This window comes from Streptomyces sp. NPDC005181, assembly GCF_040608395.1.
Lineage (GTDB): Bacteria > Actinomycetota > Actinomycetes > Streptomycetales > Streptomycetaceae > Streptomyces.
The window spans coordinates 35890-62090 of the sequence record NZ_JBEXID010000020.1; the positions used below are offsets into that span (position 1 = coordinate 35890).

Genomic DNA, 26201 nt, shown 5'->3' on the forward strand with positions numbered 1-26201 from the left:
GCCGGGAGGGGCGGAGCGGTGGGAGAGGAGATCAGTCCCTGATGACCGCCAGAGCCTCATCACGCACCCTGGCCATGGTGGCCTCGTCCCGGGCTTCGACGTTCAGGCGGAGAAGCGGCTCGGTGTTGGAGGGGCGGACGTTGAACCACCAGTCCGCTGCCGTGACGGTCAGGCCGTCGAGTCCGTCGAGGGTGATTCCCTCACGGCCGGTGTAGGCAGCGGTGAGCGCGGCGAGGCGGCCGGCCCGGTCGGTAACCGTGGAGTTGATCTCGCCGGAAGCGGCATAGCGGTCGTACCCCGCGACCAGTGCGGACAGCGGACCGTCCTGCCCACCGAGCGCCGCCAGCACATGCAGGGCGGCAAGCATGCCGGTGTCGGCGTTCCAGAAGTCCTGGAAGTAGTAGTGCGCCGAATGCTCGCCCCCGAAGATCGCCCCGGTCCGGGCCATCTCCGCCTTGATGAAGGAGTGCCCGACGCGCGTACGCACCGGGGTGCCGCCGTGCTCACGGACCACCTCCGGCACCGACCACGAGGTGATCAGATTGTGGATGACCACACCCGAGCCGCCGTGGCGGGCCAGCTCCCGGACAGCCACCAGCGCGGTGATCGCCGACGGGGAGACCGGATCGCCGTGCTCGTCGACGACGAAACAGCGGTCCGCGTCTCCGTCGAACGCGATACCGAGGTCGGCGCCCTCGTCACGCACCCGCTGCTGCAGGTCGACGATGTTGGCCGGATTCAGCGGGTTCGCCTCGTGGTGGGGGAAAGTCCCGTCCAGCTCGAAGTACATCGGGACCAGATCCAGCGGGAGGCCCGCGAAGACCGTGGGCACGGTGTGCCCGCCCATTCCGTTGCCCGCATCCACCACCACCTTCAGCGGCCGGATCGACGTCACGTCCACCAGAGAGAGCAGGTAGGCGGCGTAGTCCTGCAGGGTCTCCCGTTCACCGACCGCGCCCGGCACCGCGACCGGCTCCGGTGCGCCCGACTCCTGCCATGCCTCCACCAGCTCACGGATCCGGGACAGGCCGGTGTCCTGGCCCACCGGCGTCGCGCCCGCACGGCACATCTTGATGCCGTTGTACCGGGCCGGGTTGTGCGAGGCCGTGAACATCGCTCCCGGCAGATCCAGCGCCCCCGACGCGTAGTACAGCTGATCCGTCGAGCACAGCCCGATCAGTGTGACCGCCGCGCCACGGTTCGACGCGCCCCGCGCGAAGGCGGCCGCGAGCCCGGGCGACGAGGGCCGCATGTCATGCCCGATCACGATCGCTTCTGCGCCCACGACCTGTACGAAGGCCGCCCCGAACAGCTCCGCCAGCGACTCGTCCCACTGGTCGGGAACCACCCCTCGTACGTCGTATGCCTTGACGAGCTGTGACAGATCAGCCATGGGAGTGACCGCTTTCTTCCTTGGTGGTGAGCCAGACGGCAGCGTCCGGCGGGAGAGTGCGCCCGTGCAGGGGGGCGCTGCTCAGTACGGGGCGGCCGGGCAGACCGAGGGTGTCGAGTGGCAGCGGATCGGGTCCGAGATTCACTACGCACCCCAACTCGCCCCGCCGGAAAGCGAGGCAGCGGTCGCCGGGAGCGGTGTACCAGCGCAGGGTTGCGTGGGCCTCGGCCGGGTGCTCGCGCCGCAGAAGCAGCGCGGCGCGGTAGAGCGCGAGGGTGGAGTGCGGGTCGGCCAGCTGGGCCTCCACCGTGTGGAGGGCCCAGCCCTCCGGCTGGGGAAGCCAGCAGTCGTCCGGGGCGGCAGTGGTGAAGCCGTAGGGTGGCCGGCTGCCGGACCAGGGAATCGGGGCGCGGGCGCCGTCGCGTCCCCGGTCGGTGTGACCGGAGCGTTCCCAGAGCGGGTCGCGTATGCGGTCGTCGGGGACAGCGGCCTGGGGCAGGCCGAGTTCCTCGCCCTGATAGAGGTAGGCGGCTCCGGGGAGGGCCAGCATCAGCAGGGCTGCGGAGCGGGCCCGCAGCTCGGATCCGTAGCGGGTGACGGGGCGTACCGCGTCATGGCTGGAGAGAACCCAGGTGACGGGTGCGTCCACGGAAGCGGTGGCCGCGAGGGACTCGTCGATGACGCCGCGCAGCGCCTGTGCCTCCCAAGGCGCTTCCAGGAAGGCGAAGTTGAAGGCCTGCTGCATTTCGTCCGGACGTATGTACCGGGCGAGGCGTTCCGGTGCGAAGACGGCGGACTCGGCCACCAGCACACGGCCCGTCGGGGCGACGGCACCCGGCGGGGCCGGGTGGGCGCTGAGAAGGGCGCGCCACTCGCGGTAGAGAGGGTGCAGCTCCTCCTGGTCGTAGTAGGGCATGAGGTGGTTACGGAGCGGGTCCTGGTGCTGGCCGGGACCCGCGTCGGGCAGGCCCTCGGCCTTGAAGAGGGCGTGGGCCACGTCCACGCGGAAGCCGTCCACGCCCTGGTCCAGCCAGAACCGCAGGACGTCGGCGAAGTCGGAACGCACCTGCGGGTTGCGCCAGTTGAGGTCCGGCTGTTCGGGGGCGTGCAGGTGGAGGTACCAGTCGCCGTCGGAGATACGGGTCCAGGCCGGACCTCCGAACGCCGACTGCCAGTCGTTCGGGGGCAGCGCGCCGTCCGGTCCCTGCCCGCGGCGGAAGAGGTAGCGGTCGCGGGCCGCGGAGCCCGGTCCCCCCGACAGCGCCTCCTGGAACCACGGGTGCGCGTCGGAGGTGTGGTTGGGGACCAGGTCGACGATGACCTTCAGGCCGAGTCCGTGGGCGTGCCGGGTGAGCGTGCCGAAGTCGTCGAGCGTGCCGAGGTCCGGCGCGATACCCGTGTAGTCGGCGATGTCGTAGCCGCCGTCGGCCAGGGGGGACGGGTAGCAGGGGGTGATCCATACCGCGTCGGCGCCCAGGTCCCTGAGGTGACCGAGGCGTTCGGTCACGCCCGGCAGGTCCCCGGTCCCGTCGCCGTTCGAGTCGGCGAAGGACCGGGGGTAGACCTCGTAGCACACGGCGTGCCGCCACCAGGTCATGCGGCGCCTCCCTCGGAGAGGGCGACGGCCGGCCCGGGAACAGGGGCGGGCCGCGCGGGAAGGACGACCTTCTGCTCCGTGCCGGACTCGGCTGCGAGCGTCGCTGCCCGGGCCACGGCCACGGCGGTCAGTCCCGCGTAGGCATCCGCGACCGGTGCGCCGCCTTCGGCGGCGCTGTGCAGCAGGTCGGCAATGGCGGCCCGCACGCTCTCCGCGTACACATACGGCTTGCAGGGCTCGCCGCCGAGGTCGATCACGGCCTCGACGCGGTGCGGGACGGTGCGTTCCGTACCCCTGCCGCGGGCAGGGGCGGCGTCGCCCGCATCACGGTGCACGGTGACCGTGATGCGCTCGCCGCCGTGCGGACGAGATCCCGGAACGGCCAGCAACTGGCGAGACCTGTCCGGGAGTTGCTCCCAGCGCGCGGCTTCCTGATCGTCCGCCCAGGCCGTGACGGTGGCGTACGTCGGGATCCACCCGGTGATGCGGGTCTCGGCGAAGCCGTGGTCCAGGCGCATCAGCTGGCGTTCGCAGCGGTGGGCGTGAGTGAAGGAGTGCAGATGGGTGGCGAGCACTCCGCCCGGGTGTACGGCGTCCGCGATCACCATGTCGACGGGGCCGCCGGGGCGGCGTACCGCGGTCGCACGGACCGATTCGGGCTCGCTGCCCAGCAGCGCACGGGCCGCGTCGAAGAAGTGGACGCCGTGCTCGACGAAGATGCCGCCGCTGTGCTCCGGGTCCCAGAACCAGTGGTCGGGGCCGAGGTCCTGGTCGGCTGCGTCGTTCTCGAAGAGGAAGCGGCGGGGCGGGTCCAGCAGGCCTTCGGCGATGAGCTGCTGGACGGCGCGCAGCAGGGGGTTGTAACGCAGCACGTGGTCGACGACGAGCGTGCCGGCCGAGCGGTCCGCCTGGTCGCGCACCCGGGCGGCGTCCTCGGTGGTGGTGGCGAGCGGCTTCTCGCAGAAGACGTGCTTGCCGGCGCGCAGGGCGGCGATGGCCATCTCCGCGTGGGTGGCCGGCGGGGTGGCGATGGCAATGATGTCCACGCCTTCGGTGCCGAGCAGGGCGTCGAGCCCGTCCAGGACGGCGACGCCGTGACGGTCGCCGAGCGGCGTCGCGCGCGACGGCTCGGGGTCGGCGACGGCAGCGATGTGCAGACCGGCCAGGCCGGCCACGGCGTCCAGGACATACGCCCCGAACGATCCGCAGCCGACCAGCCCGAGGCCGAGGGACGGCACCGTCACGAGGTGCGCTCCAGGAGGGCGACTCCGATGTGCGCGTCGGCCATGCCGTAGAAGACGTACAGCTTGCCGTCGACCTCCTCGATGGCGGTGGGGAAGACGACGTTCGGGACGGTGCCGGAGCGCTCCTCCTCCGTCTCGGGTGCCATCAGCGGCTGGTCGGAGCGTGCGATGACCTGCGACGGGTCGGCCGGGTCGAGGATCATCGCGCCGGCGGCGTAGGACACCTTCTGGTTCTGCGCGAAGGGGTCGTCGATGGAGCCGGACACACCGTGGTGAATGAGCAGCCAGCCCTCTTCCACGCGGATCGGCGCCGGACCGCCACCGATCTTCAGCGACTCCCAGGGGTACTCGGAGAGGGCCACCAGACGGTGCTGCCGCGGACGGGTGAGGGCGCGGATGTCCTGCTCGACCTCGGCGACCGGAACGTACGAGATCCAGATTCCGGGCCGCTCGTCGGTGACTCCCGCCGGGAGGTGGACGCCCTCGCCGGGGCGGAACCAGCCGAGGTCCCACATGGGGCGGTGCAGCATCGCGTACGCCGGCTCGCCGTCCGGGCCCGGGACCGGCTCGGGGAAGTGGACGACGTCCTTGTTCGGGAAGAGGTTCAGGTCGGTGTCGAGGTCCGGCTGGTACGCGAACTGGATGGGGCCGAGCCGGGTCCAGTCGGTGAGGTTGTCCGAGACGGCGAGAGCCGGCTTGGGGCCGAGCGGGCCGTAGGCGACGTACGACATGACGTGCTTGCCGAGGGAGGGGATCCACGTGACGCGGGGGTCCTCGACACCGGCGTTGTTCTTGCCCCGCTCCCAGCCCTCGTCGGGGGCGAGGACCACGCCGCGGCGCTCGACGCCGGAGGGGACCCCGTCGGTGAAGGTGACTTCCGCGAGGCCGACGCGGGAGACATTGCCGTCGGCCACCAGGCGCGGCAGCAGATGCAGCCTGCCGTCGGGGGTGCGGCCGGAGGCGGGGTTGAGGACGCCCTCGACCTCCGTGGACTCGCCCGGCAGCGGCGACATCACGAGGCCCTTGCGGACCAGACGGAAGGGAATGTGGGCGGGGGTGGGGGTGGGGGTGCTCATGAGCGGTTCAGCCCTTTGTTCCGGAGTCGATTTCGGTGGAGGTGAAGTGGCGCTGGAAGAGGAGGAACAGCGCCACGGCGGGGGCGGCCAGCACACAGGCGCCGGCCATCAGTGCGCCGGTCGGGTTGGCGACCGTGCCTTGAAGGTTGCTGAGGAAGCTGGCCAGGGAGACGGCCAGCGGCTGCATATCGGTGTTCTTGGTGACGAGGAAGGGCCAGAGGAATTCGTTCCAGGGGCCGATGAAGGTCAACAGGATGCCGCTGAGCAGTGCGGGCCGGGCCATCGGAATGGCGATCCGGACGAGGATCTGCAGTTCTCCGGCGCCGTCGATGCGGGCCGCCTCGAAGAGCGAGGCCGGCATCTGGAGGAAGAACTGGCGGAAGAGGAAGACCGCGGTCGAGTTGATCGCGAACGGCAGGATCATGCCGAGGTAGTTGTCGCCGAGGCCGTAGTCGCGGACGACCAGGACGTACAGCGGCAGCATCAGCAGCTGGAACGGGATCATCTGGACCAGCAGCAGGGTGCCGAAGAGGGCGCCGCGGCCGCGGAAGTGCAGCTGGGCGAGGGCGTATCCGGCAAGCAGTCCGAAGACCAGGGTGCACAGCAGTACGCCGCCGGTCATGATGCCCGAGTTCAGCAGCGAACGGCCCAGCGAGATGGCGCTGTTGATGGCCGAGTAGTTGCCGCCGGTGAGGTCACCGGGGATGGCGGAGGAGAGGTCGCCGACGGTGGTCTTCCGGAGCGACCCGACCACCATGTAGTAGAAGGGGAAGAGGAAGGCGACGGCGCCGGTCAGGAGGATCGCGAGCCGGACGGGACGGCCCAGCCGATTCCAGAGCCGCGGGGCCGCGGTGGCGGTGGGTGTGCTCATGGCGTCAGTTGCCCCTCTCGGTGAGCTTGCGAGCGAGCAGCGAGACGGCGAGCACGACGGCCACCAGAACGACGCCGAGCGCAGCGGCGAAGTCGGGGTGCCCCTGCTCGATGCCCTTCTGGTACATGATCAGCACCGGGGAGGTGGAGGCGTGGTCGGGGCCGCCTCCACCGGTGAGCAGATAGGGCTCGCTGAAGAGGTTGGCGCCGGTGATGATCGCGTAGATGACGACGAGGGTCGTCGCGGGGCGGACGCCCGGCACGGTGACGGAGAAGAACTGGCGGATGCGGCCCGCCCCGTCGACGGATGCGGCCTCGTAGAGCTCCTTGCCGACGTTCTGCAGTGCGGCGAGATAGAGCATCACGAAGAATCCGAGCTGTTTCCAGGTGACGAAGAAGGCGATCACCGGCATCGCGAAGTTCGAGTTGACCAGCCAGGACGGCTCTGGGGCCAGACCGCCGAGCAGGTTGTTGATCAGTCCGTCGCCACCGAACAGGAACTGCCAGACCGCGACCAGAGCGACGCTCGCGGTGACGTACGGCACGTAGTAGGCGGCCCGGAAGAAGGACCGGAACGGCAGCTTGGAGTTGAGTGCCGAGGCAAGGACCAGGGAGAGGCCCACGGTCAGCGGCACATTGATGACCAGGAAGACCAGGATGTTGAGGAAGGCGCGCCCCACCACCGGATCCGTGAACACCGCCTGGTAGTTGTCCAGTCCCACCCAGGGGGCGGCGGCGTCGGCACCGGGGGCGGTGAAGTAGAAGCGGTGGAAGGAGATCCACACCGTGTAGACGAGCGGGACCGCGAACACAGCGAAGATGAACAGGACATACGGGGTGACGAAGAGCGCGCCTATCCGGGAAGTGCTGCGCCGGGCAGGGCCCTTGGTGTGCAGGAGAGTCATGGCAGGCCTCAGTACTCGGCGAGGATCTTGGCGATCCTGACGTCGGCATCGTGCAGGGCGGTTTCGGTGGACTGACGGCCGAAGATCACTGATTTCGTCCAGGCGTCGCGGAACGCCTGCCACATGTCGATCGACCCGGGCACATTGGGGACCTCGACGACGCGTTCTGCCTGGTCGGCGAAGGCCTTGTAGGACGGGTTCTCGGCGAAGAAGCCGGGATAGGCGGAGATCAGGTTCTCCCGCATCGGCATCTGGCCGGTGGCGGCGAGGAACTTGCCGTCCTGCTCCTTGGACGTGGCGAACTTCATCACGTCCCAGGCGGTGGCACGGTTCTCGCAGGAACTGAACATGCCGATGGACTTCTGGTCGCTGAAGGTGTGGACCTCGCTCGCGGGCCGGCCGTCGGAGGTCGGGACCGGGACGACGCCCCAGTCCAGGCTGTCCTTGTAGGCCGCGACGGCCCAGGGGCCGACCGTCGACATCGCGGTCTTCTGCTCGCCGAGCGCGTCGCCCGGGTAGGACTCCTGCGGGGCGAGCTTCTCCGTGTACAGCTGCCGCCAGAAGTGGGCGACCCTGCGGCCCGCTGCCGTGTCGAACTGCGGTTTGCCGTCCTTGACCAGCTGCTTGCCGCCGCTCTCGGCGATGAAGGCCGGGTAGAAGTCGAACCACGACTGGAAGAACTCGCTGCTCGGGGCGGGCCAGATCGCGGCCTTGGCGGCGCCGCTCCTGACGATCTTCCGGGAGGTCTCCAGGAACTCGTCATACGTCGCGAGCCGGGGGTGCTCCGGGTCGAGGCCGGCCTTCTTGAAGATCTTCTTGTTGTAGAGGATCATCCCAGGGTTGCTCTTCCACGGCATCTGGTAGTACGAGCCGTCCGCGGAGCGGTACTGGGCGGCCAGCGAGCCGCTGCGCCCGTCGATGTACTTCTTGCCGTCGGGGAAGTCGCTCAGTGAGACCAGTCCGACCTGCTTCTCGAACTGCGGTACGGACGCCGGCGGTGTGTTGAACACCAGACAGGCAGTACTCCCCGCAATGATCGAGGCGCTGATCGCCTCCTCAGAGGTCTTGCCCGCCGGAATGTTCCGCGCCGTGATCTTCTGATCGGGGTGCTGACCGTTCCAGTTGGCGACCATCTTCTTGCCCCACTCGACCTCTTGGGCATTGTTGGACAGCCAGACGGTGATCGGACCGCGCGACGCGGCAGCGGTGGCCGTGTCGGGCCCCGACCGGGCGCAGGCCGTTGCCGTGGCCGACAACGCGAGTACGAGCAGCGCGTACGCCGTTCTCCTCAGCATGAGTGTCTCCGAACTGTGCGTGCCCGGCTTCGCTGCCGGGCGGATACCCCGCCACTTCTTGGACCGGACCGGTCGCGCCTAGTCGCGCGGGGCGGGACCGATCGAGCCTCGTGGCAGGAATTCGGCGGGCGGCAGCTCCACATCGGGGGCGTTGCCGTCGGCGATCACCGCGTCGAGTGCGCGGGCGGCCGCTGCTCCCCAGCCCTGTGCGTCCACGCGGGCGGAGGTGAGGGGCGGGTGGGTGTACCGGGCAAGCAACGTGTCGTCGTAGCCCACGATGGACAGCCGGTCGGGGACCGGGACTCCGAGCTCCTGGGCCACGGCCAGGCCGGCGGTGGCCGCCAGGTCGTTGCCGTAGACGATCGCGGTGGGCGGCTCGTCGAGTGCCAACAGCTCGCGGGTGGCCGCGGCGCCGCCGTCGGCGGTGAATCCGCCGGCGCGCAACGGACCTTCGGGCAGACCGAGTTCGCGGAGGGTGTCTGCCCAGGCGGCGCGGCGCCGCTGTGCGTGCCGGTACTCCTGGGGGCCCTCCACATGGGCGATCCGGCGGTGGCCCAGCTCGGCCAGGCGCCGGATCGCGGTGACGAACGCCGGCCGGTCGTCGAGCTCGACCGCGCACAGCCCGTCCGCCCAGCCGCGGCGGCCCACGGTGACGGCGGGCAGGCGGAGTGCGGTCAGCAGGGCCGGGCGCGGGTCGTCCTGACGGACGTCGGTCAGCAGGACACCGTCGACGCGACGGTCGGCCGCGAGGCGCTCGTACACGCTGCGTTCCTTGTCGGCCGGGGTGACATGCAGGACCAGGCCGTCGCCGCGCTCGGCGAGGACGGACTCCACGCCGGCGATGAAGGCCGGGAAGAAGGGGTCTGCGCCGATGAGTCCCGGCTCGCGGGTCACCACCAGACCGACGGCACCCGCTTTGCCGAGCGACAGGGCCCGCGCCGGACGGCTCGGCGCCCAGCCGAGCTCCTCGGCGGCGGCCAGGATGCGCGCCTTGGTCTCCTTGGCCAGACCGGGGCGGTTGTTGAGCGCGAAGGACACCGAACTGCGGGAGACGCCTGCGCGCCGCGCGACATCAGCGATGGTGGGCCGCTGCCCCATGACGCCTCCTCGAGGGAAGTCCGACCGGCAGCGGGTGAGCCCGTACTAAACCGGTTTAAGTGATCCAGTGAGCGTCACTAAACCGGTTTGAATGAGGGAAGTCAATACCCCACGGACGTGCAAAACCGCACGCGGGACGGGTCGCCTGCAGAGGCTCTGCACGGTCCGCCAGTGGTGCTGAGCGCCCCGATGGGTGCCGAAAAGGGGCGCCGGTGGGCGCACCCGTCACACTGCGATGTACGTCACGGGGGCGCTCCCCGTCACCACTTCCGCGCGCCCCAGCTTCACCAGCCGGCGGACATGGGCCTCGGCCTCGGAGACCGCGATGTTCCGTGAGCCGTGCGGGATCTGTTCCCACGGCCGGTTCCACTCCATCCGCTCGGCCAGCTGCCATGGCGTCAGCGGGGTGGCGAGCAGTGCGAGCAGGCGGGTCAGCCGCTCCTCGTGGTGGTCGAGGAGTTCCTGTACGCGCCCGGCGGCGTCCGGGAACGCGTGCTGGTGGGCGGGCAGCACCTCGGCGACCCCCAGCCGGCCGATGCGTTCCAGCGAGTCGAGGTAGTCGCCCAGCGGGTCGGTGGCCGTCGCATCGTCCGGGTCCTCGTACAGGCCGATGTGCGGGCTGATCCCGGGCAGCAGATGGTCGCCGGAGAAGAGCCGGCCGTGGCCGGGGAGACGGGCCGGGTGATCCTCCTCGAGGTGGAGGCAGACGTGGCCGGGGGTGTGGCCGGGCGTCCAGACCGCCCGGAGCCGGCGGCCTGCCAGGTCGAGCAGCTCTCCGGGGACGATCTCGCGGTCCGGGAGGGCGGCGCGCAGGCCGGGCAGGGTGCGCATCCGCCCGCTGGTGCGGGCGGCGCGCAGCGGGGCGATGTGGTCCTCGGGGGCGCCGACCGCGGTGAGTTTCGCCGCCAGGTAGGCCAGCCAGGTGCCCGGTTCGGACTCGCGGGTGCGGCGCACGATCGCGGTGTCCGCGGCATGCATCGCGATCCAGGCCCCGGACGCTGCGCGGACCTGACCGGAGAGGCCGTGGTGATCGGGGTGGTGGTGGGTGATGACCACGCCATGGATGTCGGTGATGCCGACACCGATGGCGGTGAGGCCTGCGACCAGGGTGTCCCAGGCCTCCGGGTCGTCCCAGCCGGTGTCGATCAGGGCCGGGCCGCGGTCGGTGTCCAGGACGTGCACCAGGGTGTGGCCGAGCGGGTTGTCCGGGATGGGGACCTTGATGGACCACACGCCGCCGCCGTGGTCGGTCACCTGTGCCATGAGGTCCCCATCTCTCGTCCCGGCGTACGGCTTGCTGCGCCGCACCCACTGTAACGAGAACTCGTTCCAGTAGTAGCCCCGGTCGACTATTCGCCGGAGGCCGATCGCTGTCGGGGCCGTGGACTCCTGGAACTGGAACTGGTATCAGTTCTGACACAGAGTCAGGTATGAAGTCAGGTGCGGAGTCGGTACGTGCCGGGTCGCGGGAGGCAGCAGCCATGACCGAGCTTGTCGAACACGGAAAACTGTTCATCGGCGGGGAGTTGGTCGATCCGCTCGGCCGGGACGTCATCGAGGTGATATCGCCCCACACCGAGCAGGTCATCGGCCGGGTGCCGCACGCCTGCGAGGCGGATGTGGACCGGGCCGTCGCCGCCGCCCGCCGGGCCTTCGACGAAGGGCCCTGGCCGCGGACGTCCCTCGACGAGCGGATCCAGGTGATCACACGGATCAAGGACGCGTTCGCCGTGCGGTACGAGGAGATCGCCCGCGTCATCAGCTCCGAGAACGGAACCCCGTACAGCTCCAGTGTGATGGTGCAGGCGCTCGCCGCGATGATGGTGTGGGACGCGGCGATCACCGTCGCCCGCACCTTCCCGTACGAGGAGCGCCGCGACGGCGTCCTCGGCCCGCTGCTGGTGCGCCGGGAGCCGGTCGGCGTCGTCGCGGCCGTCGTGCCGTGGAATGTCCCGCAGTTCACCGCCGCCGCCAAACTCGCGCCCGCGCTGCTGGCCGGCTGCACGGCCGTCCTCAAGGTCTCGCCCGAATCGCCCCTGGACGCCTACATCCTGGCCGAGATCGCCGCCGAGGCCGGACTCCCCGAAGGCGTGCTGTCGATCCTTCCGGCGGACCGCGAGGTCAGTGAGTACCTGGTCGGGCATCCGGGCGTCGACAAGGTGTCGTTCACCGGCTCCGTCGCAGCCGGCCGCCGGGTCATGGAGGTAGCTTCCCGGGGCCTCACCCGGGTCACCCTGGAGCTGGGCGGCAAGTCCGCCGCCGTCATCCTCCCGGACGCCGATCTCGGCGTGGCCGTCGCGGGCATCGTCCCGTTCGCCTGGATGATCAACGGCCAGGCGTGTGTCGCCCAGACCCGCATTCTCGTCCCGCACTCCCGCTACGACGAGATCGCCGAGGCGTTCGCCGCCGCGGCGGGTGCGCTGAAGGTCGGCGACCCGCTCGACCCCGCCACCGAACTCGGCCCACTGGTCGCGCGGCGTCAGCAGCAGCGCTCCCTCGACTACATCCGGATCGGCCAGGAGGAAGGCGCCAAGATCCTTACGGGCGGCGGCCGTCCGGCCTCCCAGGAGCGCGGCTGGTATGTGGAGCCGACCCTCTTCGGCTCCGTCGACAACTCCATGCGCATCGCCCGCGAGGAGATCTTCGGCCCGGTCATCTGTCTGCTGCCGTACGGCGACGAGACGGAGGCGGTGCAGATCGCCAACGACTCGGAGTACGGGCTCAGCGGCAGCGTCTGGACTGCCGACACCGAGCGCGGCATCGATATCGCCCGCCGCGTCAGGACCGGCACGTACAGCGTCAACACGTTCAGTCTCGACATGCTCGGACCGTTCGGCGGCTACAAGAATTCCGGTCTGGGACGGGAGTTCGGACCCGAGGGGTACGGCGAGTACTTCGAGCACAAGATGATTCATCTGCCCGCCGGGTACCAGCCCGCGCAGCCCGGACCGCAGGAGGCGTGATGGGGGACCGCTGGCGTGTGGAGGTCGACCGGAGCGTCTGCATCGGCTCCGGGATGTGTGTGAACCACGCTCCGGACGGCTTCCGGCTGGACTCCGCCCGGCAGTCGCACCCGGACGCCCCGGAGACCGACGCCAACGAGCAGGTGCTCGCGGCGGCGGAGGGGTGTCCCGTCGAGGCGATCACGCTGACGCTGCTCGACTCGGGCGAGGTGGTGTTCCCGCCGGAGGACTGAGGCCTCCGTCCTCCGGCGGGAACGTGAGCGCGAGGTGCGGCCCGACGCGGGACCGTCGGGCCGCACCGCCGACGGCCGGGTGCTACGGCGTGCAGCCGGTGTCGGCGATCACGAAGTAGCCCGCCGGTGACTCCCTCAGGGTGTGTGTGACGAACACGTTGTACAGACCCATGTTCTGCTCCGAGCCGTTGGCGTACACATAGCCGCCCGTCGTGTGCGCCCTGCCCGCCGCCACCTGGGCGTAATTGGTCGCCGTGTAGCAGGCGCCGCCGCCCGTCCCGCCGGTCGTGGTCGCCGTCACCGCGGCCGAGACGGTACCGGCCGTGCCCGATCCGTCGACGGCCGCCACCGTGTAGCGGTACGCGGTCCCGGCGGACAGCCCCGTGTCGGTGAACGCCGTCGACGTGGGCCGGCCGACCTCGGTGCCGTTGCGGTAGACGGCGTACGAGGAGGCCTCCGGGACCGCGCTCCAGGACAGCGAGGCGCTGGTGCCCGTGACGCCGGTGACCGTCAGACCGGAGGGGGCCGGGAGGGGGTTCTCGCCGCCGCCGGGTGCGCCCTGGTCCAGCCCCCAGAAGATGCCGGTGTAGTACGACGAGCAGATCGAGTTCAGGAAGTACGCGGCCGTGGACCCGCACCGATCGGTTCCCGAGCCGGGGGAGACGGCCAGGCCGTGGCCCATGCCGGAGATCGAGTACGTCTCCACCGCGGGCTTCCCGGAGGCGTCGTTGTAGATGCTCCGGGTGGTGTTGCCGGGGAGGGTGTCGGTGCTGGACGGGGTCTGGCCGATGCCCCACACATTGGTCCACTGGTCACGCAGCGCGGTGGCGTTGGCGGGGTACACCGTGTAGTCGGACGTGCCCTGCCAGATGGCGACCCGCGGCCAGGGGCCGGTGTAGCCGGGGTAGCCGGCGCGGACCTTGTCGCCCCACTGGGCGGGGGTGAGCTTCTGCGGGCCCGTCTGGCAGCCGGAGGCGGCGGCCTGGCTGGTGGCGCACTGGGCGGGCAGGCCGGACGCCACGGAACCGCCCGCGAACACGTCCGGGTAGGCCGCCAGCAGATCGGCGGTCATCCCGCCGCCCGCCGACAGTCCGGTCACGTACACCCGGCGCCCGTCGGAGCCGTACTGCTGCTTCGCGTGCTCCACCATCTGCACGATGGAGGCGGCCTCGCCCTTGCCCCGGGTGTCCTCGGCCGGATCGAACCAGCCGAAGCAGGAGAGCGAGTTGTTGGCGGACGTGGTCTGCGGGAAGACCACGGCGAACTTCCACAGGTCGGCGTATTTCGGCCAGCCCGAGTTGGTGTAGTAGTCGTTGGCCGTCTGCGTACAGCCGTGCAGGGCGATCACCAGGGGTGCGCCCGCAGGCAGATCGGCGGGGGCGTACTCGTACATCTGCAGGTTGCCGGGGTTCGTGCCGAAGCCGGTGACCTGCTGCAGGCCGCCGGCGGCAGCGGCGGGCAGGGCGGCGCCCACGGTACTCAGCGTCGCCGCGACGACGCCGAGGACAACCGTGGACGCGACGCGCCGTAGCAGGCGTCGCAGGATCGATGGGCGCACGGGGGGCCTCCCTGTTCGGAACGTGCGGGCGTGCGGACATGCGGACTGCTGCCGGAACCTACGAGTCCGGGCCGCCCCGGCCCATGGGGCGGACTGACATCCCTCGGGCCCCGCTGTGTGCGGCGCGGCTCTTGCGCCGCGAGCGGCCACGGGGAGCGGAGATGGACATCGAGCGCGCTCGAAGATGCAGACTCCCGGTCAGCAACGCCCGAACCCGCGACGGGCTGTTGGGCGGGAGACCACCATGCGCTAACGCACGATCGGCACGGACCCGAAGACCCGACGCGAGGTGAGCGTGCTCAGTCTCGGCGCCATGCTGATGGGCACGATCACGGACGAAGCGACATCGTTCGCCATCCTCGACCGGTATGCCGAGGCAGGCGGCACCTTCATCGACACGTCGAACAACTACGCGTTCTGGGTCGACGGCAGTCAGGGCGGGGAGAGCGAGCAGCTGCTCGGCCACTGGCGCCGGAGCCGCGGTGTCGGCGACGGGATCGTCATCTCCTACTCGCCGCTGCTGGCCGGCGCCTACGTCCGGGCGGACAAGCCGCTCGGTCCGGAGTTCGACCACCCGGGCACGCGGGCGCGGCAGGCGGCGCTGCGGGCGGTGGCCGAGGAGACCGGGGCGACCGTCAACCAGGTGGTCCTGGCCTGGCTCATCGGCGGCGAGGTCCCGGTCGTCCCGCTGGTCGGCGCCTCCTCGGTGGCGCAGCTGGACGAGAGCCTGGCCGCGGTGGACCTGGCGCTGACGGCGCAGCAGCGGGCGACGCTGGACGCCGCCCACTGAGTGCCTGTCGTCGGACCCAGGGGCCGACCCGGGCCGACGACGGACACCGACGGTCGCGGCACCGCCCCGCACCATGTACGCCGCCACCATGGCGACGTACGACGGTGTGTGCACCGACCCCGTGTGACGTGGGCTTCGACCTCCTTACGGTGACGACCATGGAGACTCCCCAGAGCCCGGTCCACGGGCCCGCGCCGCTCACCGTCCCCCCGCCCCGCGCCGCCGCTCCGTCGCCGTCGCCCGCAGATCCGTTCCTGGCCGGGCGCACCGCTCTGGTGACCGGTGCGGCGAGCGGCATCGGGCAGGCCTGCGCCGAGGCACTCGCCGCGGCGGGTGCCCATGTGTACGTGGTGGACAAGGCCGCCGACGCTGCCAAGAGCCTGGCGGAGCGGATCGGCGGAACGGCCTGGGTGGTCGACCTGTCCGTACCCGAGGCGGTCGACACTCTGCCGGACGACGCCGACCTGGTGGTCAACAACGCGGGGCTGCAGCACGTCGCTCCCGTGCACGAGTTTCCGCCGGACCGCTTCGCGCTGATCCACCGCGTCATGGTGGAAGCACCGTTTCGCATCTTGCGCCGCACCCTGCCCGGCATGTACGAACGCGGCTGGGGGCGCGTCGTCAACATTTCGTCCGTCCACGGGCTGCGCGCCAGCCCCTACAAATCGGCGTACGTATCGGCCAAGCACGCACTGGAAGGACTCAGCAAGGTGGTCGCTCTCGAAGCAGCACCGCACGGGGTGACCAGCAACTGCGTCAACCCCGGCTACGTGCGCACCCCGCTCGTCGAGAACCAGATCGCCGACCAGGCCCGTACGCACGGCATCTCGGAGGAGGAAGTGGTGGGCAAGGTGATGCTGGAACGCAGCGCCATCAAGCGGCTCATCGAACCCCGGGAGGTCGCCGAGGCGGTGCTGTGGCTGTGCGGACCGCACACCGGGCACATCACCGGCACCTCGCTCGCGATGGACGGCGGCTGGACCGCTCACTGACACTCTCCAGGTACACCTCGAATCCCCCGACGAACGATGGCCGCCCATGTCTGCACCGCCCCCCTCCGCCGCGCCCCACCTGCGACGCCTCCTCGACCTGCTGACCGAGGACGCTCCCGCCGAGGCGCTGGGAGCCGTCTCCTCCGAGGCGCGGGCCGCCGGTGTGCCCGCGGGCGATCTCGCCGAGGTGGAGCGGGCCACCGCCACCGCGCTGCGGATCAGGGGTGCCCTGCGCCAGCACCGGCGCCGTGAGCTCCAGCTCACCGCGCTCTTCGACACCGCGGGCGATCTGGCGGCCTCCCGCGATCTGGACGACGTGCTGAAGGCGATCGTCCGGCGGGCCAGGATGCTGCTCGGCACGGACACGGCGTATCTCACCCTCCCCGACGAGGAGGCGGGCGACACCTATATGCGGGTGACCGACGGTTCGGTGTCGGTCCTCTTCCAGCGGCTGCGACTGGAGCTCGGCGAAGGGCTCGGTGGTCTGGTCGCCCAGACCGCGAGCCCGTACGCGACCCCCGACTACCGCACCGACAACCGCTTCCGCCACACCCGCAACATCAACGCCGGCGTCCTGGACGAGGGACTCGTCGCCATTCTGGGCGTGCCCCTGCTCCTCGGCTCCAGCCGCGGCGGCACGGGGAAAGTCATCGGAGTCCTCTTCGCCGCCGACCGCGCGCCGCGCGTCTTCAGCCCCGACGAGGTCGCCCTGCTCTGCTCGCTCGCCGCACACGCCGCGATCGCGATCGACACCGCCCGCGCTCTTGCCGACACCCGCTCGGCCCTCGACGAACTCGCCGGCGCCAACGCCGAGCTGGCCGAGGCCAACGCCGCGGTGCGGGAGCACTCGGCCGCCATGCAGCGGGCCGAGGAGGCGCACGACCGGCTGACCGACCTGGTGCTGCGCGGCGGTGACGTCAAGGACGTCGCGACGGCCGTCGCGGGGCTGCTGGACTCCCCGCTCACCATTCACGACCCGGGCGGGCGACCGCTGGCGGCCGTCCGGCCCGACGGCACCGGCCTCGCCGCCGACAGCATGGACGCCGGGTGGCTGGCCGAGACCGCCGAGGAGTCCCGCACCGGAGCGCGCGCCGTGCACCGCGACGGCCGGTGGATCTGCGCCGTACTTGCCGGGCAGGAACTCCTGGCCCAACTGGTTCTGCACCAGCGCGGCCGGCTCGACGACTCCGACCGGCGGCTCTTCGAACGCGCCGCCGTGGTCACCGGTCTCCTTCTCCTGCTGCGGCGCACGGTCGCCGAGACCGAGAACCGGATACGCGGCGAGCTGATCACCGACCTGCTCACCGACGTGGAACGCGACCCGGCCGGACTCGCCGAGCGCGGCCGCCGCCTGGGCATCGACCTGGACCGCCCGCATCTGCTGCTGGTGGCCGAGGCGAGCGCCCGGGAGAAGCTGTGCGCAGCCGCTCTGCGCTACCTGTTCGGCGGGGACATCCACGGGGTGAGCGCCGAACACGCGGGCACGGTGGTGCTGTTGGTCGCGTGCGGCGACGAGGATGCGGGCGCCGGTGACGCGGCGCGGGCGGCGGCGGCCCAGCTCGGCCAGCTCGTCCAGGCCCCCGTCACCGTTGCCGCCACCGGGCCGGCCCGCGGCCCGCGCGAGCTGGCCGCCGCCTACCGGGAGGCCGCCCGCTGCCTGCGTGCGATGCGGGTGCTGGGGCGTACGGGTGAGGGCGTGTGCGTCGACGAACTCGGCTTCCTCGGCGTGGTGCTGGGCAACGCGCAGGATGTAGACGGCTTCGTCAACGCGACGCTGGGTCCGCTGCTGCGGTACGACGCCCAGCGTGGCACCCATCTCGTGCGCACGCTGAGCGCGTACTTCGGTGCCGGTGGCAGCCTCATTCGCGCCAAGGACGAGCTTCACGTGCACGTCAATACCGTGGTGCAGCGGTTGGAGCGGATCCAGGTGCTGCTGGGGCGGGACTGGAACGAGCCGGACCGGGCGCTGGAGCTTCAGCTGGCGCTGCGGTTGAACTTGTTGGCGGGTGGGCAGGAGCGGTAGCCGGCCCGGGTGGCCGGCTACCGCGTTGTCCTCAATCGCCGGACGGGCTCGGCCGGGTCGACAGCGCCATCATTCGTGTGGCGATCTCCCGGCCGCCCTTGTCCCCGGTGAGCACCGTGTAGTGGTTGACGTCCGGCACCGCCACCGGCTCCACCCACGTGTCCCCGAGACCGGCCGCCGCCAGTCGCTTCTCGTCGTACAGTCCCTGCTCCTCGTCCATCAGGCCGCGCGCCGCCCACAGCAGCGTCGCCGGCACGGGCAACTTCCTTACGGCCGACAGCACTTCGTCGTCGAAGAGGCCGATCCCGTCCGTGCGCACCGCCTCGGTCCGGCAGGTGGAGTGCATCGTCGGCTCGTCGCCCGCCAGGTCGCGCTGGATGTACGCATCGACCTCCGGCGACCAGGCGTCCCCGGCGAACGCGGGGTGCGCCTGCCAGAACGCCCGGTAGGCGGCGCGGTCGGGGAACGTCATCGACAGCCGGTCCATGGCCGGGCCGATCACCGCCGTCATGAGTTCGTCCGGGGACAGATGGGTGGGGGCCGGGAAGCCGACGCCGCCGTCGACGAGCAGCAGCGGACCGAACCGGTCCGGATGCCGTACGGCGGCCAGGGCCGCGACGAACGCGCCCATCGAGTGACCGGCCAGCACCACCCGGTCCAGGCCGAGCGCCCCGGTCAGCGCGGCGACGTCATCGGCGTGCGCCGCGATCCCGTACGGTCCCGGCAGCCCGGCGCTCGCCGCCCGGCCGCGCAGATCCGGAGCGATCAGCGTGACCCGTCCGGCCAGCAGCCCGGCGACCGTGCCCCAGGAGAGCGCGTTGGCCGTGATGCCGTGCAGGGCCACGACCACCGGCGCACCGGGCTCCCGGGCCGGCCAGCGCAGCGCCGCCAGCTCGCCCCCGGCAACCGGGACACGTATCTCTTCGTACGGGGTCATGAGCGCCGGTTCTCCTTCCGGGCGGCTGCGCCCTCTCTGATTGCGCCTCTGGGTGCACGGAGTGCGGAGCCCAGCCGGGACGGCAGCCGTGCCAGCCCGCCCGGCAGCAGATGTACCACGGCCACGAACAGCACACCGAGGAGGAACAGCGGCTGGGAGAGCGGCACCCGCAGCACCGCCGGCAGGTCGGCGACCGCACCCGAGCCGGCGAGATCGCCGAGCCGGTGATCGGCCCATGTGTACAGGATTCCGCCGACCATCGGCCCCCAGCGGGTACCCGACCCGCCCAGCACCACCATCACCAGCAGCGACAGTGTGAAGTCCGATGTCGTCGTCTGGGGTGTGGAGCCGCCGGTGAGCAGCAGATGGACGAGTCCGCCGAGCGCGGCCAGCGCACCGGCCAGGACGAAGGCCGTCAGCTTGAAGCCGTACGGCTTCAGCCCCAGCACCTCCACCCGGCGCTCGTTCTCCTTGATGCCCTCCCAGACCCGCCCGGTCGGGGAGCGGACCGCCCAGTGGACAACGGCCAGGGTGAGCACCAGATAGCCGAGCGCGACCCAGTACAGGTTGGCCGTGTGCTCGATGCCCACGAACCCGGACGGCAGCAGCTCGGCGGGCGCGGCCCGGCCCTCCTCGCCACCGGTGAAGCCGCCGGGGTTGCGGGAGACCAGGATCGAGCCCGCCTGGGCGAAGGCCAGCGTCACCATGGAGAAGCCGATGCCGGTGACCCGCAGGCTCACCGACCCCAGCACCAGTGCGAGCGCGATCCCGAAGCAGACGCCGACCAGGGCCGAGACGGCGAGCGGCAGACCGGCCTCCAGCATGATCGTGTTGGTGGCGTAGCTGCCCGCGGCGAAGTACAGCGCATGCCCGAAGGAGAGCAGCCCGGTACGGCCGAGCAGCAGGTCGTAACCGGTGGCCAGGGCGCCGAACAGCAGGCAGGTGGCGAGGAGTTGCAGGCTTCCCGCACTACCGACGGGGCCGTCGAGCAGGCCCGGCAGCGGCAGCGCGCTGTACGGCACGACGATCAGCACCGCCAGCACGGCGGCCGGCCACCAGCGCAGCAGCCGGGCCGTGCCGGCGCCGGCCGGCGCGTCGGACGGCGCCGCCGGTGTTCCGCTCGTGCGGTCGGGTGTCCCGGTCACGGTGCTCACGCGAGCCTCCCGGTCAGTCCGCGCGGCCGTACGAGCAGCAGCGCGGCGAGCAGGACGACGACGGCCAGGTCGCCGAGGCCCGCTGCGGTGTAGTAGTTGGCGAACTGCTGGACCAGGCCGATCACGACGGACGCCACGGCGGCGCCGGTCACCGAACCCATGCCGCCGGTGACCACCACGACGAACGCGAAGATCAGCAGCGAGGTGCCCTGCCGGGGGTCGACCGAGCCGAAGTACAGCCCGCCGAGCGCCCCGCCGAGTGCGGCGGCCGAGCCGCCGATCGCGAAGACGAGGGTGAACGCCTTCCGTACGTCGATGCCGAGCGCGGCCACCATCGCCCGGTCCTCGACCCCCGCCCGTACGACCAGTCCGTGCCGGGTCCGCCCGAGGAAGAGCCGCAGCGCGACCAGCACCACAACCGCGGCCGCGACCAGCACCAGGCGGTTGACCGGAACTTCCGCGCCCAGCAGGGAGAAGGTGCCGGACAGTGCCTCGGGCCCGGGGAAGGGCCGCGCGTCCGAGCCCCAGATGCCCGACAGCAGCGCCGGGACGGCGAGCCCCACCCCGACCGTGGCGAGCACCTGCTCGCGCGGCCGGGTGTACAGCGGGCGGACGACGGCGAGCTCCAGCACCACGGCGGCGACGGTGCCCACCGTCGTACCGAAGAGGACCGCGAGGACGAAGCCCGCGCCGCCCGGGCCCGCGCCCGGCAGGTTCCCGGACGCCGCCCACCAGGTGCCGTACGCGCCGATGGAAAGCAGCGCGCCGTGCGCGAAGTTGAGCACATCCATCAGGCCGAAGATCAGCGAGAGCCCGGAGGCGATCAGGAAGTAGAGCGCTCCCAGACCGAGTCCGGTCATGGTGAGCAGAACGACGGTGGACATCAGGAATCCGCCTCCACGGAAGGTGCTTCGGTGGCCGGGCCGTGCCCCACGCCCAGCAGCCGGCGCGCCGCCTCCGCATCGCTCAGCAGCTCACCGGCCGGGCCCTGATGGGCGGTTCGGCCGTCGGCGAGCACGGTGCAGTGCGCGGCCAGGCGCCGTACGACGGCGAGGTTCTGCTCCACGAGCAACACCGGCACGGCCTCGGCGGCCCGCTCCAGCACTTCGGCGACCTCGGTGACCACCTTGGGGGCCAGTCCCTTGGTGGGTTCGTCGGCGATGATCAGCCGGTTGCCGTTGAGGAGGGTGCGGCCGATGGCGACCATCTGCTGCTGACCGCCGGACAGCGTCCCCGCCAACTGCCTTTCCCGGCGCTTCAGTTCGGGGAAGAGTTCATGGACGAGCGGGTACGCCGGCTCACCCGCCCCGCGCCGCTCGGCCAGCCGCAGGTTCTCCGCCACGGTCAGCCCGGCAAAGACACCGCGGTCCTCGGGGGCGTAGCCGATGCCCCGCCGGACCAGCGTGTGGGTGGGCAGTGCCACGGTCTCCTCGCCGTCGAGCCGGACGCTGCCGGTGCGCGGGACGAGGCCGAGAATGCCGCGTACGGTCGTGGTCTTCCCGGCGCCGTTCCGGCCGAGGAGCGCGGTCACCCCGTGCCGGGCGACGTCGAGGTCCACCCCGTGCAGGATGTGCCGGCCGCCGATGAGGACCCGCAGGTCCCGTACGGCGAGAAGCGTTCCGGTCGTCACAGCCCCTCCCCGAGGTACGCCTGCTGCACGGTCGGGTCGGCGGTCACGGCCTCGGGGGTGTCCAGCGCAAGCAGCCGGCCGTGGTGCATCACGGCGAGCCGGTCGGCCAGCCCCAGCAGGACGTCCATGTGGTGCTCGACCATGAGGACGGTGCGGCCCTCGTCCCGGTGCAGGGTGCGGATCAGGTCGGTGAGCGCAGGGACCTCCTCCGCGCTCACTCCTGCCATCGGCTCGTCGAGCAGGATCAGCCGCGGCTCTCCCACCAGCAGCACCGCCAGCTCCAGCTTCCGCTTCTCGCCGTGCGACAGCTCGGACGCCAGGACCCCGGCGCGGTGGCCGAGCCCGGTGCGCTCCAGTACGCCGCGTACGTCCTCGGTGTACGGAGAAGCGCGCCGCCACACGCGGTACGAACCGCCCCGGGCGGCCTGCGCGGCCAGCCGGACATGGTCGGCCACGGTCATCCCCGGCCACAGGCTGGACGTCTGGAACGTCCGGCCGATCCCGCACCGGGCCCGGGCGTGCGCGGGCCGGCCTGTCATGTCCGTACCGTCCAGCGCGATGGTGCCCGAGGTGGCCGTGGTCAACCCGCTGATCAGGTTGAACAGTGAGGTCTTGCCCGCCCCGTTGGGGCCGATGAAGGCGAGGAACTCGCCCTCGAGGACGTCCAGCGTGATGTCCTCGACGATGGTCGCGCCGCCGACGCCCCAGCCGAGGCCGGCCAGCCGGAGCACGGGGGCGGTGGTCCGCGCCCCGCTCCCGTGTTCCGTCGTGATGTCCGGTGCGGCCATCGGTCAGCCCGCCGAGGGCTTCGCGGGCGGTGCCACCTTGTCCATCGGCTCGGTGGTCACCAGTTTCGGCTCGGCGTTGGCGCCCTTCCCCGTCAGCTTCGCCACGAACATCGGCTGAATCAGGGCGTGGTCCTCGGCCCGGACCTGCTCCTTGCCCTTCACCCCGTCGAAGGTCCAGTCCTCCAGGGCCTTCACCATGGCGGCGGGATCGGTGGCGCTGCCCTCCTCCACCGCGTGCACGATCATCTGCGCGGCGGTGAAGCCGTCAGGCGTGAACAGGTCAGGGGTGCCGCCCGCCTTGGTCACCGAGTCCAGCATCGACTTCTCCACGGCGTTGCCGCCGCCCGCACCGGGGAAGTAGTGCGCCAGGAACGAGACCTTGGAACCGGCGGCGCCGAAGATCGGGTAGGAGGCGGTGCCGGCCAGTCCGGTGACGACCTTGGACGCGCCCAGCACACCCTGCTGGTCCAGCGCGGTCCACAGCGCGGGGGCGGTGGAACCCGCCCAGGCCACGAAGACCAGATCCGGACCGGCGGCCTTCACCTGTCGGGCGAACGGGGTCAGGTCCGTGGCGCTCGGCGGGGCGAGCACGGAGCCCACCGTCGCGCCCTTGCCACCGAGGACGGCCTTCACCGCGGCGACGTTGGCCTGGCCGAACGTGGAGTCCTGGGCCAGCACGGTGACCTTCTTGCCCTCGGCCTCGCCGAGCATCGCCCCGGCGGTGAGGATGTCCTGGTAGGACTGCCGGCCGGAGCGGAACGTGTAGTCGTTGATCCCGGTCACGGCGTCGGTGGCGGCGGGCCCGCTGACGTACAGGACCTTGTTCTGAGCGGCGAGCGGCGCCATCTGCAGGGCGACCCCGGAGTCCGTGGTCCCGGCCAGCACCTTGTAGCCCTTGCCGATCAGGTTCTTCGCGGCGGAGACCGCCTTGCCCGGGTCGCCCGCGTCGTCCTGCTCGGTGACCTCGATACGGTGCCCGGCGACCTTGCCGGTGCCGTGCGTCGCGTAGTCCAGGCCTGCCATGAACCCGTCGCGGTACTGCTTCCCGTAGTCCGCGAGCAGCCCGGTCCGGGAGTAGACCAGCCCCACCTTGACGGTCTGGCCCTATGCGCGCTTGCCGGACGCGGAGTCCGCCTCGCCCGCCTTTCCGGCGGCGGTGCAGCCGGCCAGCAGGAGTCCTGCGGCGGCCAGGGTGACGACGGCGGAGAGGGATCTGCGGTGCTGGACGGTGCCTGTGGCTCTGCGACGCATGGTGACCGGCTCCTCGGCGGGATTCCTGTGATGTCGCCGAACCGTATGAACACCGTGGCACCGTCGACATGGTGCAGGGCGCCCCACCTGAGGCGGTGCGCATGTGGCGACCGCACATGGGGCGGCAGGCGGGGGCAGGCGGGGACAGCCCCACCCGGCCCCGGCCCGTCGGACGCCGGCGATCGCCCGGACAGCCCCTAAGTGTCCGAAGGGTCCGGGGGTGTCGTCACGTCGATCAGCCGGCACACCGTCTCGATGTCTATCTTCACCTGGGCGATCGACGCCCGCCCCGACAGCCAGGTGATCAGCGCCGAGTGCCAGGTGTGCTCGATGACCCGGACCGCGGACAGTTGCTCGGGCGTCGGATGCTCCAGTCCCATCGAGTCCAGGATGATCGCCGTCGTGAGCCGCGAGACGGTGTCCACCTCGGGGCTCACGCTGCGGTCCGCGAAGGTCAGCGCCCGCACCATGGCATCCGCCAGATGCGGCTCGCGCTGCAGCGCGCGGAACGCCCGCATCAGTGTGTCGGCGACCCGCTGCGCCGCGTCGTCCCCGGCCGGAGGCCGTTTGCGCAGCGTCCCGTGCATGTGCTGGAGCTGGTCCTGCATGGTGGCGACCAGCAGATGGATCTTGGACGGGAAGTACCGGTACAGCGTGCCCAGGGCGACCCCGGCGGCCTCCGCCACCTCGCGCATCTGCACCGCCTCGAATCCGCCCCTGCTGGCGAGCTGGGCGCTGGCGTGCAGGATGCGGCGGCGGCGGGCCTCCTGCCGTTCCGTCAGGGGCGGCGATGCCGGCTTGGCTTCCGCTGTCATGTGTCCCCATCCATGGCTTCTGTCCGCAACCGGAGGGAGGTGCGTGGGCTCCCGGCGGCGCACAGCATGCCAGGGTGCCGGTCGTGGCGCGAATCACCTGATCCGGCCGTTGCGTCGACGCTACCTGCCGGTAGATTCGTAGCTCATTGAACGATCCAGTCTGAAACTTGTTCTAGATTAGCGTGAGCGGTTACGCTCCGGCGAACACGCAGTGAGAAGGGGGCCGAGTGTGACCGCTGAGGCCATAGAGACGGGCCCCCGCACGGGCAGCGACACGTCGGCCGCCGCCGACGGGCGACCGTTGCGCATCGCACTCCTCACCTACAAGGGCAACCCGTTCTGCGGCGGCCAGGGCGTGTACGTACGTCACCTGGGCCGCGAGCTCGCCCGCCTCGGCCACAGCGTCGAAGTGATCGGTGCCCAGCCCTACCCCGTACTCGACGAGGGCGTGCCGCTCACCGAGTTGCCGAGCCTGGACCTCTACCGCCAGCCCGACCCGTTCCGCACCCCGAAGCGCGGCGAGTACCGGGACTGGATCGACGCCGCCGAGGTCGCCACCATGTGGACCGGCGGCTTCCCGGAACCACTCACCTTCAGCCTCCGTGTCCGCCGCCATCTCGCCGCTCGTCGCGGCGAGTTCGACGTCGTCCACGACAACCAGACCCTCGGGTACGGGCTGTTGGCGGACCTCGGGGCCCCGCTCGTCACCACCATTCACCACCCCATCACCGTCGACCGGCAGCTGGAGCTGGACGCCGCCGACAGCCGTCGCCGCCGCGCCTCCGTACGCCGCTGGTACGCCTTCACCCGCATGCAGAAGCGGGTCGCGCGCCGGCTGCCGTCGGTGCTCACCGTCTCCGGCTCCTCCAAGCAGGAGATCGTCGACCATCTCGGGGTGCGGCAGGACCGGATCCATGTCGTGCACATCGGCGCGGACACCGACCTGTGGTCGCCCGACCCGTCGGTCGCCGAGGTGCCCGGCCGGATCGTCACCACCTCCAGCGCCGACGTCCCGCTGAAGGGCCTCGTCCACCTCGTCGAGGCGCTCGCCAAACTCCGTACCGAGAACCCGCGGGCGCACCTCGTGGTCGTCGGCAAACGGGCCGAGGACGGACCCGTCGCGCAGGCCATCGAGCGGTTCGGACTCGAGGACGCCGTCCGGTTCGTCAAGGGCATCAGCGACGCCGAACTCGTGGATCTGGTGCGCAGCGCAGAGGTCGCCTGCGTCCCCTCGCTGTACGAAGGGTTCTCGCTGCCCGCCGCGGAGGCCATGGCCACCGGCACCCCGCTCGTCGCGACCACCGGCGGTGCGATCCCCGAGGTCGCGGGCCCGGACGGCGAGACCTGTCTGGCCGTGGAGCCCGCCGACGCCGGGGCCCTGGCCGCGGCGCTCGCCCGGCTGCTCGGCGACCCGGAGCTGCGGGCCCGGCTCGGCGCCGCGGGCCGCGCCCGGGTGCTGGCCCGGTTCACCTGGAAGCAGGCGGCCATCGGCACCGCGGAGCTCTACCGACAGGCGATCGCCGCCCGCGCCGCCACCACACAACCCGGCGGCCGACGGTGACCCCGCAGCCCGCCCCCGCTGTCCCCGC

The 26201-nt window shown here is 71.3% G+C and carries 22 protein-coding genes and 1 pseudogene; 6 read left to right on the forward strand and 17 right to left on the reverse strand.

Going from position 1 to position 26201, the window contains the following annotated elements; all coding sequences use genetic code 11:
• Positions 1-31 precede the first annotated feature (31 nt).
• The 9 genes from ABZV38_RS15790 to ABZV38_RS15830 all read right to left on the reverse strand — a co-directional run bounded on the left by ABZV38_RS15790 (position 32) and on the right by ABZV38_RS15830 (position 10741).
• Entirely contained in the window at positions 32-1393 is a 1362-nt protein-coding gene (locus ABZV38_RS15790; protein WP_356327368.1) for a phosphomannomutase/phosphoglucomutase, read from the reverse strand.
• Positions 1386-2990 (reverse strand): glycoside hydrolase family 13 protein, encoded by a 1605-nt coding sequence (locus ABZV38_RS15795; protein WP_356327369.1) that lies wholly within the window; start codon positions 2988-2990, stop codon positions 1386-1388. Before ABZV38_RS15795 ends, ABZV38_RS15790 begins: the two co-directional genes overlap by 8 nt.
• Positions 2987-4234 (reverse strand): Gfo/Idh/MocA family oxidoreductase, encoded by a 1248-nt coding sequence (locus ABZV38_RS15800; RefSeq protein WP_356327370.1) that lies wholly within the window; start codon positions 4232-4234, stop codon positions 2987-2989. The genes ABZV38_RS15795 and ABZV38_RS15800 overlap by 4 nt, the downstream gene beginning before the upstream one ends.
• The gene (locus tag ABZV38_RS15805) at positions 4231-5310 is read right to left on the reverse strand and encodes a glycosidase (RefSeq protein ID WP_356327371.1); all 1080 of its coding nucleotides are present in this window, start codon (positions 5308-5310) and stop codon (positions 4231-4233) included. The genes ABZV38_RS15800 and ABZV38_RS15805 overlap by 4 nt, the downstream gene beginning before the upstream one ends.
• 7 nt (positions 5311-5317) lie before the next feature.
• Positions 5318-6181, reverse strand: coding sequence for a carbohydrate ABC transporter permease (locus ABZV38_RS15810; protein ID WP_356327372.1), 864 nt, complete (start codon positions 6179-6181; stop codon positions 5318-5320).
• Between the two features lie 4 nt (positions 6182-6185).
• The gene (locus tag ABZV38_RS15815) at positions 6186-7085 is read right to left on the reverse strand and encodes a sugar ABC transporter permease (protein WP_356327373.1); all 900 of its coding nucleotides are present in this window, start codon (positions 7083-7085) and stop codon (positions 6186-6188) included.
• Positions 7086-7093: 8 nt separating this feature from the next.
• Positions 7094-8380 (reverse strand): extracellular solute-binding protein, encoded by a 1287-nt coding sequence (locus ABZV38_RS15820; protein WP_356327374.1) that lies wholly within the window; start codon positions 8378-8380, stop codon positions 7094-7096.
• A gap of 78 nt (positions 8381-8458) precedes the next feature.
• Positions 8459-9478 carry a LacI family DNA-binding transcriptional regulator gene (locus tag ABZV38_RS15825; RefSeq protein WP_356327375.1) on the reverse strand — a complete coding sequence of 340 codons (1020 nt, stop codon included), beginning with the start codon at positions 9476-9478 and terminating at the stop codon, positions 8459-8461.
• Between the two features lie 225 nt (positions 9479-9703).
• A complete protein-coding gene (locus ABZV38_RS15830) occupies positions 9704-10741 on the reverse strand; it encodes an MBL fold metallo-hydrolase (RefSeq protein ID WP_356327376.1) in 1038 nt (345 codons plus the stop codon).
• Positions 10742-10959: 218 nt separating this feature from the next.
• On the opposite strand from ABZV38_RS15830, the gene ABZV38_RS15835 reads away from it, so the two are divergent.
• A complete protein-coding gene (locus ABZV38_RS15835; RefSeq protein WP_356327377.1) occupies positions 10960-12441 on the forward strand; it encodes an aldehyde dehydrogenase in 1482 nt (493 codons plus the stop codon).
• Positions 12441-12674 (forward strand): ferredoxin, encoded by a 234-nt coding sequence (locus ABZV38_RS15840; protein WP_356327378.1) that lies wholly within the window; start codon positions 12441-12443, stop codon positions 12672-12674. Before ABZV38_RS15835 ends, ABZV38_RS15840 begins: the two co-directional genes overlap by 1 nt.
• Positions 12675-12756: 82 nt before the next feature.
• Here ABZV38_RS15840 and ABZV38_RS15845 read toward each other — a convergent pair whose 3' ends face one another.
• On the reverse strand, positions 12757-14232 hold the full coding sequence (locus ABZV38_RS15845) for a PHB depolymerase family esterase (RefSeq protein ID WP_356327379.1): 1476 nt from the start codon (positions 14230-14232) through the stop codon (positions 12757-12759).
• 259 nt (positions 14233-14491) lie between these two features.
• On the opposite strand from ABZV38_RS15845, the gene ABZV38_RS15850 reads away from it, so the two are divergent.
• The 3 genes from ABZV38_RS15850 (at position 14492) to ABZV38_RS15860 (ending at position 18037) form a co-directional block, all read left to right on the forward strand.
• Positions 14492-15022 carry an aldo/keto reductase gene (locus ABZV38_RS15850; RefSeq protein WP_356327462.1) on the forward strand — a complete coding sequence of 177 codons (531 nt, stop codon included), beginning with the start codon at positions 14492-14494 and terminating at the stop codon, positions 15020-15022.
• A 158-nt stretch (positions 15023-15180) separates the two neighbouring features.
• Positions 15181-16014, forward strand: coding sequence for a 3-hydroxybutyrate dehydrogenase (locus tag ABZV38_RS15855; protein ID WP_030926035.1), 834 nt, complete (start codon positions 15181-15183; stop codon positions 16012-16014).
• Between the two features lie 46 nt (positions 16015-16060).
• Positions 16061-18037: a GAF domain-containing protein gene (locus ABZV38_RS15860; protein ID WP_356327380.1), complete on the forward strand. Its 1977-nt coding sequence runs from the start codon at positions 16061-16063 to the stop codon at positions 18035-18037.
• A 31-nt stretch (positions 18038-18068) separates the two neighbouring features.
• Here the strand turns inward: ABZV38_RS15860 and ABZV38_RS15865 are convergent, their stop codons facing one another.
• The 7 genes and pseudogenes from ABZV38_RS15865 to ABZV38_RS15895 all read right to left on the reverse strand — a co-directional run bounded on the left by ABZV38_RS15865 (position 18069) and on the right by ABZV38_RS15895 (position 24612).
• Positions 18069-18974 carry an alpha/beta hydrolase gene (locus ABZV38_RS15865; protein ID WP_356327381.1) on the reverse strand — a complete coding sequence of 302 codons (906 nt, stop codon included), beginning with the start codon at positions 18972-18974 and terminating at the stop codon, positions 18069-18071.
• A complete protein-coding gene (locus ABZV38_RS15870; RefSeq protein WP_356327382.1) occupies positions 18971-20128 on the reverse strand; it encodes a branched-chain amino acid ABC transporter permease in 1158 nt (385 codons plus the stop codon). Before ABZV38_RS15870 ends, ABZV38_RS15865 begins: the two co-directional genes overlap by 4 nt.
• Entirely contained in the window at positions 20125-21012 is an 888-nt protein-coding gene (locus ABZV38_RS15875; RefSeq protein WP_356327383.1) for a branched-chain amino acid ABC transporter permease, read from the reverse strand. The genes ABZV38_RS15870 and ABZV38_RS15875 overlap by 4 nt, the downstream gene beginning before the upstream one ends.
• Positions 21012-21758, reverse strand: coding sequence for an ABC transporter ATP-binding protein (locus ABZV38_RS15880; protein ID WP_356327384.1), 747 nt, complete (start codon positions 21756-21758; stop codon positions 21012-21014). Before ABZV38_RS15880 ends, ABZV38_RS15875 begins: the two co-directional genes overlap by 1 nt.
• Positions 21755-22546, reverse strand: a complete 792-nt coding sequence (locus ABZV38_RS15885) for an ABC transporter ATP-binding protein (RefSeq protein ID WP_356327385.1) — start codon at positions 22544-22546, stop codon at positions 21755-21757. Before ABZV38_RS15885 ends, ABZV38_RS15880 begins: the two co-directional genes overlap by 4 nt.
• Positions 22547-22549: 3 nt before the next feature.
• Positions 22550-23797, reverse strand: a pseudogene (locus ABZV38_RS15890) (substrate-binding domain-containing protein).
• A 197-nt stretch (positions 23798-23994) separates the two neighbouring features.
• Positions 23995-24612: a TetR family transcriptional regulator gene (locus tag ABZV38_RS15895; RefSeq protein WP_356327386.1), complete on the reverse strand. Its 618-nt coding sequence runs from the start codon at positions 24610-24612 to the stop codon at positions 23995-23997.
• A 229-nt stretch (positions 24613-24841) separates the two neighbouring features.
• On the opposite strand from ABZV38_RS15895, the gene ABZV38_RS15900 reads away from it, so the two are divergent.
• Positions 24842-26173, forward strand: a complete 1332-nt coding sequence (locus ABZV38_RS15900) for a glycosyltransferase family 4 protein (protein WP_356327388.1) — start codon at positions 24842-24844, stop codon at positions 26171-26173.
• The last annotated feature ends 28 nt before the right edge of the window (positions 26174-26201 follow it).